The following is a 14,430-nucleotide window of genomic DNA, read 5'->3' as shown; positions in this document are numbered from 1 at the left end:
AAAGGTGGGAAGCTCATGGTGAAAGTAGTTGTGGCAGGGTCACAGGAAACTGGGAAAACATGCTGCGAGGCGTGGTCAGGGGTCAAGGCGGCAGAGGTAGTAGGCTATGCAGGCAGCTTAGAGAAGCTGCGGGAGCTTCTGCAGGAAAAGGAAGTCGATATTGTGGACATTCTTTCATCCGTAGAGGAATCTGCCGAATGGATTGCGCTCGCTGCCAAAGAAAAAAAGCATGTCATTTGCGGAGCGGGCGGGCAGCTCGGACAGATTGCCCTTCGCAAGGCCAACGAGCTGTGTGAGGCGCGAGAGGTAAAGCTGGTGCTCGGTAGCAGCTTGCGCTTTTCACCGGAATACGTGCAGGCGCGCGAGCAGGTCCGACAAGGTGCGATCGGAAACCCAGGCGTCATCCGTGTCCGCAGAAGTGCGCCTGCGCCCGAAGCAGGGAGTGCCAAAGGTTGTATTTTTCACGAGCTAGGCGTAGCGGAGTTTGATTGGCTGCGTTGGACATTTGGCGATGTTGTACGTGTCATGGCTAGACGAGTCAAGCATACGGACGATTCTGGTCAAGAGCTCGAATACGCACTGGTCATGCTGAGAATGGAAGATGGCACGATTGCACATGTAGAGCTTTCGTGGGCAGAAGCCTCTGAGCGAGCGGCTTTTGAAATAACGGGAGATGCCGGCATGATTCAGCATGACAGTCATGATAGTCAGCCGATCTTATGGCAAACGAATAAACGTCTGGAACAAAAAGTACTGGGCTGGGAGAGGTTTGCTCAATTGGCTCAACTGGAACGCGAGCGAAGCTTTAGAGAGCATGTGGTTTCGTGCCTATCCAAGCATGAAGCTCTGGCTATAGCTCCAGAAGATATTCTCCAGGCACAAAAAATCGCGCAGGCTACTAGGCAATCTGCTGAATCGGGACAACCGGTCCAGCTCATGGACGGAGGTGACTCCATATGAAGGTCGGAATCATCAGCTTTGCACATATGCATGCACATAGTTACGCGACTTATTTGCAAAAGCACCCTGATGCACGCCTCACCGCGATTTGGGATGGAGACGCAGAACGGGGACAAAAGACGGCAGCTGCTTATCAGGTCGATTACTACGAGGATCTGCAAGCCTTTTTGGAAACAGATATCGAAGCAGTCATCGTCTGTTCGGAAAATGCAAAGCACAAGGAGCACGTGATCGCCAGCGCCAAAGCAAAGAAGCATATTTTATGTGAAAAACCGATTGCGACGGAAGTAGCGGATGCAGAGGAAATGATCCGTACATGCAAGGAAGAAGGAGTCATTTTGCAGGTCGCTTATCCTGTCCGCTTCGCACCAGTGATGGAACAAGTGAAGCAGATGCTAGATGACAAGGCAATTGGAGAGGTAATCGCCATCAATGGTACGAATCATGGGCAAATGCCTGGCGGATGGTTTATTGACAAAGAACTGTCCGGGGGCGGAGCGGCTACGGATCATATCGTGCATCTAATGGATCTCGTTCGCTGGATGCTTCGGGATGAAGTGAAAAGTGTATACGCTGAGCTGGATACCCGCTTTTATGATATCGATGTAGAAGATTGCGGGATGGTATCTCTGGAATTGGAGTCGGGAGTCATCGTGACGATCGATCCGAGCTGGTCGAGACCAAAGACATTCCCTACATGGGGCGATGTGACCATGCATATTATCGGAACAAAAGGAACGCTGTGGATCGACGTGTTTAAGCAGCACGCCCTCTACTATAATGATCGCGGCAATAAATGGCAGCATCTGCCTTGGGCAGTAGATATGGATGAACGGCTGATCGCAGATTTTGTTCAATGCGTTCAGGATGGGCGCGCTCCTTCGATTACTGGAGAGGACGGGCTGCGTACCCTGGAGGTTGTCAAAGCCGCCTATGAGTCCAATCATGCAAAACAAGCTGTAACAATCACGAGGCTGCCTCTCTCTTAAGCCATCCCGAGAGATCGAGTCGAGAACTATTCACAACAAAACAAATAATGAGGTGGATGAAATGAAAATTGGACTAAGCACGTATAGCTTGTTGACTGCAATCAGAGCAGGTGAGATGGACGTACTGGATGTTGTACAATGGATTGCTGACAATGGCGGCGAGCATATGGAAATCGTGCCGTACGGCTTCACACTGGTCGATAACTACGATTTGGCTGATGCTGTTCGTGATAAGGCCAAGGCGGTAGGGATTGAGCTGTCCAACTACTCGATGCCAACCAACTTCATTCAGGAGAGCGAGGAAGCTTTCGAGGCAGAGGTAGCACGTGTGAAGACGCATGTGGACCTTTTGAACCGTATGGGCATCAAGCACATGCGCCACGACGTTTCTACTTTTACCGTTCCTGTGGAGCAAACAACGATCGAGTATTTTGAAAACAATCTGGACGTCATGGTCGAAGGAAGCCGTCAAATTGCCGATTACGCTGCGCAGTTCGGAATTACGACGACGATTGAAAACCATGGCTGGCTCGTCCAGGCGAGCGACCGTGTGCAGCGTGTACTCCAGGCGGTGAACCGTCCGAATTTCAAAACGACTGTAGATATTGGAAACTTTATGTGTGTCGATGAAGATTCGCTTGTTGGTGTGAAGAAAAATCTGCCGTACGCGTCGCTTGTTCACTTCAAGGATTTTTACTTCCGTCCTTATTACAATGAGCCAGGTGGCGGAAAATGGTTCAAGACCGTTAACGGCAATTACTTGCGCGGGGCGATCGTGGGCCAAGGGGATATCAATATTCGCGAAGTCGTCAAGCTGGTCAAACAGTCTGGCTACGACGGCTATATCACTGTTGAATTCGAAGGAATGGAAGACTGCCGGGAAGGCTCTAAAATCGGCATGGATAACCTCCGACGTTTTTGGGATGAAGTGTAGTTAGATGATCGGGAGAAGCATTGCGATAGCAGTTCGCGATGCTTCCTTTTCTATTTTGTTTGCATCAAAAAATGCCGGTTTTGCAGGAAAGAAGGTATTGTACAGCCATGTCGTTCTCCTGGAAAAGAAATCTCGCCGTACTGTGGATCGGTGTATTTTTCTGTAGTACCGCTTACTCTCTGTCGATCCCATTTTTGCCGCTATTCCTGTATAACACGTTGGGTGTTCAGGAAAATTTGGAAGCATGGTCGGGCATTTCCTTTGGGATCACATTCTTGACCGGAGCGTTCATCGCTCCGTACTGGGGATCGCTTGCAGATCGGTACGGGCGCAAGCTGATGATGATTCGGGCGGGCTTTTGTCTTGTTCTGATTTATACGTTGTACTATCTGGTTACTGACCCATATGTCTTTTTAGGTGTTCGTATGCTAGAGGGGCTATTGGCTGGCTTCGTTCCCTCTGCCATCGCGCTGGTCGCTACCAATACGCCAGAGGAACATGCTGGCTATGCCTTGGGAATTATGGCGACAAGCGGCGCGACAGGTGGCATAGTCGGACCGCTGGTGGGTGGGGTTGTCAGCCATTTGTGGGGCAATCGCGAGGCCTTTCTTTTTTCCGCGTTGCTCGTTTTGATTGCTGCACTGATTGCTACCTTTTTCGTTCGGGAGGTACATGTCCGATTGAAAAAACGCTCTTCGGTACGAGAAGACTTGCGGGTGGCGCGAATGAACCGCCCTTTTATGATGGTGCTCGGACTCAGTATGATGGTGACTGTATCCGTGATGCTGCTGGAGCCACTGCTAACCGTGTACGTTCTTCAGCTGGGTGCTTCAGAGCAGGATGCTTCGCTTAGCTCTGGAATTATTTTTTCGGCAATCGGGATTGCGACGGTCATCGCTGCTCCGCGCTGGGGGCGAGTAGGGAGCAAAATCGGCTACACAAAGATTTTGTTTTTCGGATTGCTGGGTGGCGGGATTGGCAGTGTGCTGCAGTTCTTTTTTACAAATCTGTACGGGTTTGGTATCTTGCGTTTTTTATACGGCTTGTTTTTTGCGGCTGTCTATCCGGCGATCAATGCCCTGATTGTCAAAGTAATCGAGCCCGATTTTCGCGGGAGAGCGTTTGGGTTAAATCAATCTGCTATGCAGTTTGCCAATATGATTGGCCCGGTTTTGGGCGGGTTTCTCGGTGGAATGATCCCGATTCGTGTCATTTTCATCATCAATGGTGTGGCCCTGCTTTTGACGGCGTTCTTTATTAAGGTGAAAAAGCTGGATGAGACGGCCTTCCGCAAAAAAAGCATCGAGGGATAGGCTGGAAATTGCAAATTTGTACACTTGCCTACGGGACTCCTATCTATAGGTACATATACTGTAGGGTACCTACTGGAGAATACCTCAAGCTAAAAAGAAGGAGAGGTTACCCGTGGCAATTGGACAAATGACGAGGGTAAGCTTGCCGTATCCCTCGACCTGGGAAGTACAGGCTAGATTTGGCGGTAGACCTGCGTCTCTTGGAACACTCGTCATTCATAGCGTCAGTGGCAACAGGGTAAGTGGTGCAGTCAGCTTTCGCAGAGATTTTATTCCGATCCAAGGCTTTTGGGATGAGAGAACGAGACAGCTGTCATTTGAATCGCCGTATGCTACATTCGTCGGCACGCTAGCTTTTCGAGATGATCCGCAAATCAGTCTTCGCCACTATGTGCTGCATGGAAACGTGCGGATGAAGCCACCCTCTATACGAGCAGGCGAGACAGGTACGTGGACGGCTACAACCAATACGCGAATGTGCTAGCACGAAAGGTCTCATCCGAGAGGGGATGGGGCTTTTTTGTTTTTGACCATGAGTTTTATCACAGCAATTGGGAAATGATGAAAAAGGAACTGTCGCTTCGACCATCATCAAAACAGGGGGAAACTCGCTTGGAATGGACACCGAATCAACATATTACGCTGCATGGCTTTAATAACCTGACCAAATCGCTGAGCTTTAATATGTACGATATTTGTTATACAAAAACAAAAGAAGAGCGGGAAGCGTATCTCGAATACATAGATGAGCAGTACAATGCGGAGCGCTTGACCCATATTCTCAAAAATGTATCGGATATTATTGGGGCACACGTCCTCAATGTTGCCCAGCAAGACTATGTGCCACAAGGGGCAAGTGTTACTTTCCTAGTGTCGGAGGGTCCTGTGGTTGAGGTGCCGACGGAGTCTTATGAAGAGTCGCCAGGGCCTTTGCCAGACAATGTGGTCATGCAATTGGACAAGAGTCATATTACGGTTCATACGTATCCGGAGTACCATCCCAATGTGGAAATCAGTACATTTCGTGCAGATATTGATGTATCAACCTGTGGGGAGATTTCACCGCTCAAGGCGCTGAATTATTTAATCCGTTCCTTTGATACGGACATGATGACGATTGATTATCGTGTGCGTGGCTTTACCCGCGATATTTATGGTCATAAGCTATTTATTGACCACGACATCAGCTCGATCCAAAATTACATTCCAGATGAAGTGAAGGACTTGTTTCATATGATTGACGTGAATGTGTACCAAGAAAACATTTTTCATACGAAGTGCAAGCTGAGGCAGTTTGATCTGAACAATTATTTGTTTGGTTATACAAAGGATAAGCTCACCCCGGAGGAGCAGAGTGAAATAACAGAGCGCTTGCACATGGAGATGGACGAGATATACTACGGAAAAAATATGGATCGGAGCTAAGAGACTTCCTGAGAGGGAGTCTTTTTTGTTTACGATCTGCGCTCCGGTCTTCACCCTGCAAATTGAACTATAGATTTCGAGTCATCTCCGTGCTTGTTTTTTTGCGGAGCAGAAGCACTACAGGCATGAAGGCGACGAGGAAACTACAGGCGGCGAGAAGTGGGAGCACAGACCATTCCAAAACGGCATGTCCGAGGAACGTTTGCCAACCGATTGCCACTAAACCGATCAAGTATGCGATACCTGTCAAATGAATGAGTCGATGGCAAGAAGCATACAGGTGTTTTTTGCGTTCACATAACCAAGCGACAAAAGGAACGGCTTGCAGAGCGTGAAAACCAACCCCGTGGAGCCAAATGATATTCCCATGCTGCCCAACAACTCGCCCGGCGTTGAATGAAATCCAGACGCCCGCCGCAAAAGAAAGCATGATTGCAATCATGGCATAGCGGATGCCCATCACGAGCTTTGGCTGTAGTGTATAAGCTTTTTTGCGGAAATACTGAACGGCGAGAAATCCGTAAAAAAGAACCAGAAGAAGGGCAACAAAAGTAAAAATGGAGCCAACCGCAACATCAAAAGGGGTGCCATTTTTGACGAACCTTGGATCGACTCCGCGAAAGTTTTGCATAGTCTCTGCTCCGTAGGAGTAAAGGGCAAGCAAAATATAAGACCAGCGAAAGAAAGCCCTACTTCTCTTTCCTAGTGAAGAAAACGGAATGATTGCAGCTGTAGACAGTAGAAATACGCCAAGAGCGGCATTGAACGAAAACGCTTTCGATACATCGCCTTTTGGAGCGACGAAGCCTCCATACAGCATTACCCATATCGCGCATACGCCCGCAAGCATGAAGCCGAGAAGCCCGGTAAGCACTAACCATTTTTCACCCTGAAAAAATTTGATGGGCGGATGTCCAGCCAAGGATTGATTCTTCAAGTAAGTTTCCCCTCTCTATAAAGTTTTGGTATTCCCACTCTCACTTTACAGGGAGGAAGCATAGGTAAAAACAGGCAGCAGATTGAACTCAAATTCGGTCCGTGGACGGATTTGTACTCTGACCGCGGAGGGAAGAATTCCGCAGCGTTCTAGCCACATAATTCGCACCTGACATGCAAAAAGGATAGAGCCGCAGAGATAATCTGACGACTCTATCCTTTTTCATTCATTAATTCCCGCCAGCACTAGTCAAAGCATCAATCATTTCCCGATAGCCACGTTTTTTGGCGTGTTGGAGAGGGGTGACTCCGTCGTTATCCGCCAAATTTACGTCAGCTCCGTGTTCGATCAAAAGCTTGACGATAGCCTGATGATTTTTTCCGCCGTCTCCCAAAATGACGGCTTCAAGCAATGCGGTCCAGCCAAGGTTGTTTACATGGTTTACATTTACGTCAGAGGTGGTTAGAAGCTCCCTGACAATCTCCACGTGCCCGCGATCAGCGGCAGGGATGAGGGCGGTCCCGCCAAAACGGTTCGTAACGGTCGTGTCCGCGCCTGCGGCAATCGCTGCTTTTACAAAGTCGAGCTTGCCTTCTGCTCCCGAGTAGAGCAGTGGATTATCCAAGCGGTTGTCTCTGATGTTGATATTCGCACCGTGCTCTACTAAAAGGTTAAACAGCTCCAGTTGGTTCGTGTGTACAGCGATCATGGCAGAGGTACGGCCTCTTTCATCTGTTGCATCAATATCCGCACCATCCGTGAGCAGCTTGGTGATCGTTTCCTTGTCTCCTTGATTTGCAGCTGTTAACAAAGCGTGGTTCATCTCGTTCATTTCTTTGTTCACCGCTTGGGTTGCTTGCTGCTCCGAGTTTGATAGAAAAGTATCCATATTGAACTCACATCCAGCCAGAGCGAAAGCGAAGGCCAATAGGCTAACGCGCAGCAAAGCGAACCAACACCTTTCTCGTAGATTCAAAAGCCGCATTTACTTATAGGGTTATTCTACAGTCAGCTCGATTTGGGACTTTCCAGCCCAATCGCCAACTGGAGTTACCGTATAAGTAGTACCTTCTGTCAGTTTACCATTTTGAGTCAGATCAAACACTCCCACAGCACCTTTGCGGCTGGAGAATTTATAGGTAGCGATCAGCTTCTGACCGTCTGCACTAGTCAATTCTACACTGCGACCAGAGAACAGCTCATCGCCTGGGTCCTCGGACAAAGTCACGCTGATAGAGGTTTCGCTAAGTGTTTCTGCTCCGGTCAATTCCAATGGAGCGATTTTCTCGGCTACGAATGTTGGTTTAGCAATTTCTGCCCAATCGGAAGTTACGGTGTACGTAACGCCTGGAGTCAGTACTTGGCCCTCAGGCAGGCGGAATTTCGGTTCTTGCTTGCCGTCAGTCGATTGTGTGAATGGCACGTATTTAGCAATGATTGGCTGACCGCCAGCAGGTGTGATCGTTACTTGACGCGCTTGGCCAGAAGAGATGATTTGATAGGTCTTGCCGTCCGCACGGTTGTTGTCGTCGAGAACAAATGCATCGGCTCCACGTCCACCACTGTATGCGGCGATGACATATCCGTAGTCAACTACGCCATTTTCTTGCAGCGATTCCAGCTCGAATGTATCATAGGAAACTTGTCTTGCTTCTGTCATCGCTAGCTTGGTTGCATTGCCTACAAATGTGCCAGCTTTTTGACCTTTATAGGTCAGGGTGTAGGTGGTTCCTGGTGTTTGGACAGATGTAGGAACGATATACGTATTAGTCGAGCCTGTTTTTAGGCGAGGCATGTTGGTCAAAGTCAGTCCATTCGTAAACACGAAGTCTTCTTTTGCTTTGGCAAACACTTCATTCTCAGCTGTCAACGGAGCGTCGAACGTCACAATCAATGTAATGTCGTTAATTGCACGAACGCTTTTGATTTTTGCGTTTGCGGAAGGGATTGCTTTGTGAGCCGTTTTCAACAGGAATGCGACTTCACCGCGAGTAGCGTTGCTATCTGCTGCATAAAAGCGCTCCATCCAGTAGTTAACGGATTTTACATCACGCTTCAACGCTTTAGATACGACCTGTACCAGCTCAGCATCTGTTACGGTTCCGCTAGGGTCAAAGTTACCGCCGTCAGCCTGCACGATGTCTTGTCCGACCAGCTCAGCTGCATATTTGTAGTACCATGCATTCTGGTTTACATCAGAAAAGGTAGGGAGCTTCTCTGCTTTGCCTTGCAAGCCGAATGTCAGGACGACCATTTTGGCCAGCTCTGCACGAGTGATTTGATTGTGAATTCCCATGGAGCGATCCTGATAGCCTTGGAGCACACGAAGCTGGGAAAGCTCGCTTACAGCTTGCTGAATTTCTTGTGCGGTCAGTGGCGCTCCTGCAGCGGATACGTTTTGGGCTGCCAAAGGAAGAGATACTGTACCCAGTACTGTTGCGAGCATCAGTGTAGCTAGTTTATTCGAAACTTTATTCATCAAAAAAGCCTCCTTATGATCATACAGGTATGGTAGTTGCTTGCCTTACCTGTATGATAAAGGAGACTGCTAAACTCCCAAGAAACCTGGGCTTAAAAGATTCTAAAATAGATATTAACAAATTATTAAATACAAGGATTACACCGTAAACCGGTATCCGGCGCCCCAGACTGTCTCAATATATTGAGGGTTAGAAGGATCGATCTCTATCTTTTCCCGCAGCTTGCGCACATGAACCGTTACCGTTGCGATATCCCCGCTGGAATCCATCCCCCAAATTCGTTCAAACAGCTCGTTTTTGCTAAAAACCCGATTCGGATGGCTTGCCAAAAATTCAAGCAGACTAAACTCGCGTGTCGTGAAAATGACTTCCTGATTACGGACATAAACCCTGTGGGCGACTTTATCGATGACTAGCCCGCGAATAGAAATCTCTGACTTTTGAGCCGGCTCTTTTTTTCCCAGCAGCCGCTCGTATCTCGTCAGGTGAGCTTTGGCTCTCGCTACCAATTCGCTAGGACTGAATGGCTTGGTAATATAATCGTCAGCACCGAGATTAAAGGCGCGGATTTTATCAATCTCTTCCTTTTTGGCTGAGACGATCAGGATCGGAACTTCCTTGGTCTGCCGAATTTGGCTGCACAAATCAAACCCGTTCATACCGGGAAGCTGCAAATCGACAATAATCAGGCTGTAGTCCCCATGCAGGGCGAGCTGCAAGCCTTCATCGCCTGTATGACATAAATCAACGAGAAATCCATTCAGCTCAAAATAGTCCCGCTCCAGCTGAGCGATGGTAGTCTCGTCCTCAATGATGAGGATGCGCGTCGTCATGGGAATCTGTCCCTCCTTGGTTGGTTGTCCGTTTTAGCGTAAAGAACAGGCTTGTACCGGCGCCAAGCTCGCTCTTTACCCATACCCTGCCTCCGTGTCCCTCGATGATTTGACTCGCGATGGAGAGTCCGAGTCCGCTGCCGCCCGTAGAAGAATTGCGAGACTGCTCCGCACGATAAAAGCGCTCGAAAATATGCGGAATGGCTTCAGGAGCGATGCCCATCCCGTTGTCTCTGATTTCGACTGTGACCCATTCCGGTGATTCTTGCACGGAGACACGAATTCTTTTCTCTTCTTTGTCCATAAAATTTTGGGCATTTCCTATGATATTAAGCACGGTTCGCTTTAATTTTTCCAGATCGGCGATGACTTCCATGCTTAAGCCTGGACGCTCGTCCCACTCAAGTGTGATACCTTTTTCCTCCAGAACGTAGTGGAGCTCATCAATACAATCATCGAGGAAGCGGACGATATCTACATGCTCAAATTGAAACGGCACCTGCTTTAAATCCAGCTTGGAGTAAAGAAACAGCTCGTCTACCAGTTTATCCAGATCGACTGCTTTGGAATAAATGATGTTGACGTACTTGTCCATTTTCTCTGGTGTGTCAGCGACCCCGTCACGAATTCCTTCGATGTAGCCTTTAATGTTCGTGATGGGTGTGCGCAAATCATGAGAGATGTTCGAAATGAGCTCTTTACGGTTCTCCTCGTCCTGCAAGCGGAGCTGTACGGATTCCTGCAATCTTTTGCGCATATTCTCGAACGCTTCGTTCAATTGACCGATTTCGTCCTTGGAGTGCAGATCGAGGGAGAACTGCAGATTGCCTTCTTTGATGTGCTCTGCAGAATTTCGCAGCAAATCAAGCGGCTTGACGACACTTCGGGTGATCCAGCGGTATAACAGTACATTTGCAATCACGATGACCCCGAGGAGAATAAAGATGAGGATCGGTAGCAGCCTGCGGGTGACTTCCCCGAAAGGACTGCGTTCACGGATGACAAAGACACTGCCTTTGGCCCCATCGGAAAACCGGAAATCGAATTTAGCGTAGGCATAAAAACGTTCTCCGATGTTGAATGTATTGCGTATTTGATTGTTATTCAGATCGTAAGGGGGCAAATTCGCCTCTAATTCGGGCTGATTAAATGTATGGGATTCAAATACTTGATTGCTTTCACGGCGGACATAGAGACCTGCCCGTTCTGTTTTCAGCTTGAAATCGTAGTCGAGCAACAGCTGTTGGTTTTGCAGCTCATCCGGCTCGTTTTTGGCGAGATATTTTAATTCGAGAAAAATAGATTCCTCTTGTTCCGTCAGCGGGTTCAGCTGATAGTGAACCTTATAGAAATCACGAAAGCTGTGGATGTCGCCGGTAGCAGCAATCGTGAACAAGCTGGCAGTCAATACAAATACCAGTAAGCTGATGACAAGCATGCCCGTGTAGGACAGCAGTAGTTTAATGCGGATAGACATACGCTCACCTCACTTCAAAAAGGGGAATAAGGATACCATAGTATGACATGTCCATTATATACAAGCAAAATCATCATCGACAAAAGAAAATCAGTTATACTGAGTGGTATGGAAAGCAGATGAATCAGGAAAAGACCGGGAAGGGTGGAGGAGCCATGAAAGTAGCAATCGCACAGCTAACGGCTACGATGGATAAAGCAATCAATCTGCAAAAAGCAGAAGAGTATATTGCCAAAGCAAAGGCAGCAGGAGCTGATTTTGTCATTTTGCCGGAAATGTACAGTGCGCCGGCAACACCGAAGTCGGGAGTCACGCCTGCGGAAGTAGCGGAACCAATGGACGGTCCGTTTGTCTCTGGCTTGGCCAAGGCAGCGAAGGAGCATGGCGTCTACGTTGTATGTGGTGTGTTTGAGAGCATCGAGGGCGACGAAAACCGCGCCTATAATACAACCGTTTTCCTCAATCGCGCAGGAGAGCTGATTCATGCCTACCGCAAGACACATCTGTATGATGCCTTTTCCTACAAAGAGTCGGACTATATCGCCCAAGGGGATAATCCGTATCAAGTGGTGGACACCGAGTTTGGCAAAATCGGGCTGATGGTTTGCTATGAAGTCAGATTCCCGGAAATTGCTAGACAGTTTGCGCTGCAAGGGGCGGATATCTTGTTCGTGCCAGCAGGCTGGGTAGCGGGTGCGATGAAGGAAGATCATTGGGAGACACTGGTCCGGGCGCGCGCAATCGAAAATACAATGTTCATTTGTGCGGCAGATCAGGTGGGCAACATTTTTGCGGGACGCAGCATGATCGTCGACCCGATGGGAGTTGTCATGGCAAGCGCTGGAGAAGAAGAGGCATTGGTAGTAGCCGAGCTGGACCCAGAGCGTATCTCGCGTGTACGCGGCAAGCTGCCAAGTGTAGCGAATCGTCGACCGGAGATGTACACGAATTAGATAGGCAGTCCGAAGCGTCTGTAACCTCGCGTAAGAAGCGGGGAGCAGGCGCTTTTTTCTGGTTCAAACAGGCTAGGGCACAGGCACACATTCACCCGATTTCAATATGATAATAGCAGATAAATATAATTCATTAAGGTCCTTATGAAAGCGTCACCATCATGCGAAGGGAAGTGTTTCCTTATGTTTTGGGTTGTATGGGCAATCGTAGGTGTAGTCGTTTGGTGGGCCATGAATATGCTGATGACAGGAAAAGCAGGTGGAACAGGCTGGTGGGCTTCGCTCATCGTCGCGCTTTTGGGCAGCTGGCTGGGCGACCTCATTCTGGGCAATTGGCTGTGGATGTGGGCAGGCTTCAACGTTCTTGCTGGGGCAATCGGCGCGATCGTGCTGACCTGGCTGTGGAATTTGATGAGCAAGCAATTGAAGTAAGCATATGAATATAGCAGTGGGACACCAGGGAGCGCCTTACCAGCGCACCCTGGTTTTTTATTTTTACCTTTTTATCCGCACCAATTTACTTGGTTTTGATTAAAATTGGAAAAAGGGAAATGCGAAGAGCTCTGGGAGCAGGAAAAAGGGTTATTTTTATCCAAGTGCAGTTATAATAAATTCGCACTTGACCAGTAGGGATTATTGGTAATATAGTATGCTTATTCTCATTACTTATTTTCTAACTTACTTCTCAGGTGAAACGGAGGGAAATCAAGTGTCGACATTATTGACGGTTGTTAACATTGTTGTATTACTTGCTATCATTATTGGATTGTATGCGATGCAGAAGAAGCACATTTCGTTTTCCAAACGGGTGTTTGTCGGTCTAGGAGTCGGGATTTTGCTTGGTCTAGTCCTGCAATACATTTACGGAACCAAATCCGACGTCTTAAAAGCGACCATCGACTGGTACAACATCGTCGGAAAAGGGTACGTAAAGCTGCTACAAATGATCGTAATGCCATTGGTTTTCATTTCGATTATTTCTGCGTTTACCAAAATGAAACTCACCAATAACATTGGAAAAATCAGCACGTTGATTATCGGATTGCTGGTGGGAACAACGGCAGTAGCTGCAGCGATTGGTATTGCTTCTACCTTGGCCTTTAATCTGGATGGAGCACAGTTCCAGCAGGGAGAGGCAGAAACAGCTCGTATTGGTCAGGTGGAGCAGCGTTTGGGTGATATCCAAAGCATGACCCTGCCACAAAAAGTGCTGGAGCTTCTGCCAGCGAATCCGTTCCTCGATTTGACAGGGGATCGCGCGACATCAACGATCGCAGTTGTTATTTTTGCAGCCTTTATTGGAATTGCTTATTTAGGGGTCAAAAAGAAAACACCAGAGCATGCTGAGCTGTTTGCTAAAATCGTAGATGCATTCCACGCTATCATCATGCGTGTGGTTACGATTATTTTGCGCCTGACTCCATACGGGGTACTGGCGATTATGACGAGAGTTGCCGCAACCAGTGATTACAATGCGATTTGGCAGCTGGGCAAATTCGTGGTTGCTTCGTATGTCGCACTCGCGATCATGTTTATCGTTCACTTGCTGCTCCTGGCTTTTGCAGGACTCAATCCGATTACGTACGTGAAAAAGGCATTCCCTGTACTTACCTTTGCGTTCACTTCTCGTACGAGTGCGGGTGCATTACCACTGAACGTCAAAACACAAACACAGGATTTGGGCGTTCCCGAGGGAATTGCCAACTTCGCCGGATCTTTTGGTCTTTCGATTGGTCAAAATGGATGCGCGGGTACGTATCCAGCTATGCTCGCTGTGATGGTAGCACCACTTGCGGGGATTGATCCGCTGTCTCCTTCCTTTATTCTGACACTGATCGCAGTGGTCGCGCTCAGCTCGTTTGGGGTAGCGGGTGTGGGTGGAGGAGCAACCTTTGCAGCTCTGCTTGTACTGTCTACCATGAATCTGCCGATTGCCATCGTAGGCTTGCTGATTTCCGTAGAGCCATTGATCGATATGGGACGTACAGCGCTGAATGTGAGCGGAAGCATGACGGCTGGCGTACTGACGAGCAAAGCAACAAAGGAACTGGATACAAATACGTTTAATGATACAAAGCCACAGTCTGTAACGGTTTAATAAAGGAAATAAAGAACCCGGCTGCACCGTC

General features: G+C 48.3%; 14 protein-coding genes. 9 read left to right on the top strand and 5 right to left on the bottom strand.

Annotation, left to right across the window (positions count from 1 at the left end; all coding sequences use genetic code 11):
• Window positions 1-15: 15 nt before the first annotated feature.
• From C3B52_RS18580 to speD, 6 genes are all read left to right on the top strand, one after another.
• Window positions 16-960: a Gfo/Idh/MocA family protein gene (locus tag C3B52_RS18580; RefSeq protein WP_103107892.1), complete on the top strand. Its 945-nt coding sequence runs from the start codon at window positions 16-18 to the stop codon at window positions 958-960.
• Window positions 957-1,949 (top strand): Gfo/Idh/MocA family protein, encoded by a 993-nt coding sequence (locus C3B52_RS18575; protein WP_103107891.1) that lies wholly within the window; start codon window positions 957-959, stop codon window positions 1,947-1,949. The genes C3B52_RS18580 and C3B52_RS18575 overlap by 4 nt, the downstream gene beginning before the upstream one ends.
• Window positions 1,950-2,010: 61 nt before the next feature.
• Window positions 2,011-2,883, top strand: coding sequence for a sugar phosphate isomerase/epimerase family protein (locus C3B52_RS18570; protein WP_103107890.1), 873 nt, complete (start codon window positions 2,011-2,013; stop codon window positions 2,881-2,883).
• Window positions 2,884-2,990: 107 nt separating this feature from the next.
• The gene (locus tag C3B52_RS18565; RefSeq protein ID WP_103107889.1) at window positions 2,991-4,196 is read left to right on the top strand and encodes an MFS transporter; all 1,206 of its coding nucleotides are present in this window, start codon (window positions 2,991-2,993) and stop codon (window positions 4,194-4,196) included.
• A gap of 112 nt (window positions 4,197-4,308) precedes the next feature.
• A complete protein-coding gene (locus tag C3B52_RS18560; RefSeq protein WP_103107888.1) occupies window positions 4,309-4,680 on the top strand; it encodes a hypothetical protein in 372 nt (123 codons plus the stop codon).
• Window positions 4,681-4,808: 128 nt separating this feature from the next.
• A complete protein-coding gene (speD, locus tag C3B52_RS18555) occupies window positions 4,809-5,621 on the top strand; it encodes an adenosylmethionine decarboxylase (RefSeq protein ID WP_103107887.1) in 813 nt (270 codons plus the stop codon).
• A 67-nt stretch (window positions 5,622-5,688) separates the two neighbouring features.
• Here the strand turns inward: speD and C3B52_RS18550 are convergent, their stop codons facing one another.
• The 5 genes from C3B52_RS18550 to C3B52_RS18530 form a co-directional block, all read right to left on the bottom strand.
• On the bottom strand, window positions 5,689-6,558 hold the full coding sequence (locus C3B52_RS18550; protein ID WP_103107886.1) for a hypothetical protein: 870 nt from the start codon (window positions 6,556-6,558) through the stop codon (window positions 5,689-5,691).
• A 229-nt stretch (window positions 6,559-6,787) separates the two neighbouring features.
• A complete protein-coding gene (locus C3B52_RS18545) occupies window positions 6,788-7,504 on the bottom strand; it encodes an ankyrin repeat domain-containing protein (protein ID WP_441299879.1) in 717 nt (238 codons plus the stop codon).
• A gap of 51 nt (window positions 7,505-7,555) precedes the next feature.
• Window positions 7,556-9,037, bottom strand: coding sequence for an S-layer homology domain-containing protein (locus C3B52_RS18540; protein WP_103107884.1), 1,482 nt, complete (start codon window positions 9,035-9,037; stop codon window positions 7,556-7,558).
• 138 nt (window positions 9,038-9,175) lie between these two features.
• Window positions 9,176-9,871: a response regulator transcription factor gene (locus C3B52_RS18535; RefSeq protein WP_103107883.1), complete on the bottom strand. Its 696-nt coding sequence runs from the start codon at window positions 9,869-9,871 to the stop codon at window positions 9,176-9,178.
• Window positions 9,846-11,348 (bottom strand): sensor histidine kinase, encoded by a 1,503-nt coding sequence (locus C3B52_RS18530; RefSeq protein ID WP_103107882.1) that lies wholly within the window; start codon window positions 11,346-11,348, stop codon window positions 9,846-9,848. The genes C3B52_RS18535 and C3B52_RS18530 overlap by 26 nt, the downstream gene beginning before the upstream one ends.
• Window positions 11,349-11,395: 47 nt before the next feature.
• Here C3B52_RS18530 and C3B52_RS18525 point away from each other — a divergent pair, with 47 nt between their 5' ends.
• From C3B52_RS18525 to C3B52_RS18515, 3 genes are all read left to right on the top strand, one after another.
• On the top strand, window positions 11,396-12,301 hold the full coding sequence (locus tag C3B52_RS18525) for a carbon-nitrogen hydrolase family protein (RefSeq protein ID WP_235615775.1): 906 nt from the start codon (window positions 11,396-11,398) through the stop codon (window positions 12,299-12,301).
• A 183-nt stretch (window positions 12,302-12,484) separates the two neighbouring features.
• Window positions 12,485-12,733: a hypothetical protein gene (locus C3B52_RS18520; RefSeq protein ID WP_103107881.1), complete on the top strand. Its 249-nt coding sequence runs from the start codon at window positions 12,485-12,487 to the stop codon at window positions 12,731-12,733.
• Between the two features lie 277 nt (window positions 12,734-13,010).
• Entirely contained in the window at window positions 13,011-14,399 is a 1,389-nt protein-coding gene (locus C3B52_RS18515) for an L-cystine transporter (RefSeq protein ID WP_103107880.1), read from the top strand.
• Window positions 14,400-14,430 lie beyond the last annotated feature (31 nt).

Origin of the sequence: Brevibacillus reuszeri (assembly GCF_002897295.1) — a bacterium.
GTDB lineage: Bacteria > Bacillota > Bacilli > Brevibacillales > Brevibacillaceae > Brevibacillus > Brevibacillus reuszeri_A.
This window is presented reverse-complemented; position numbering and strand designations above follow the sequence as displayed.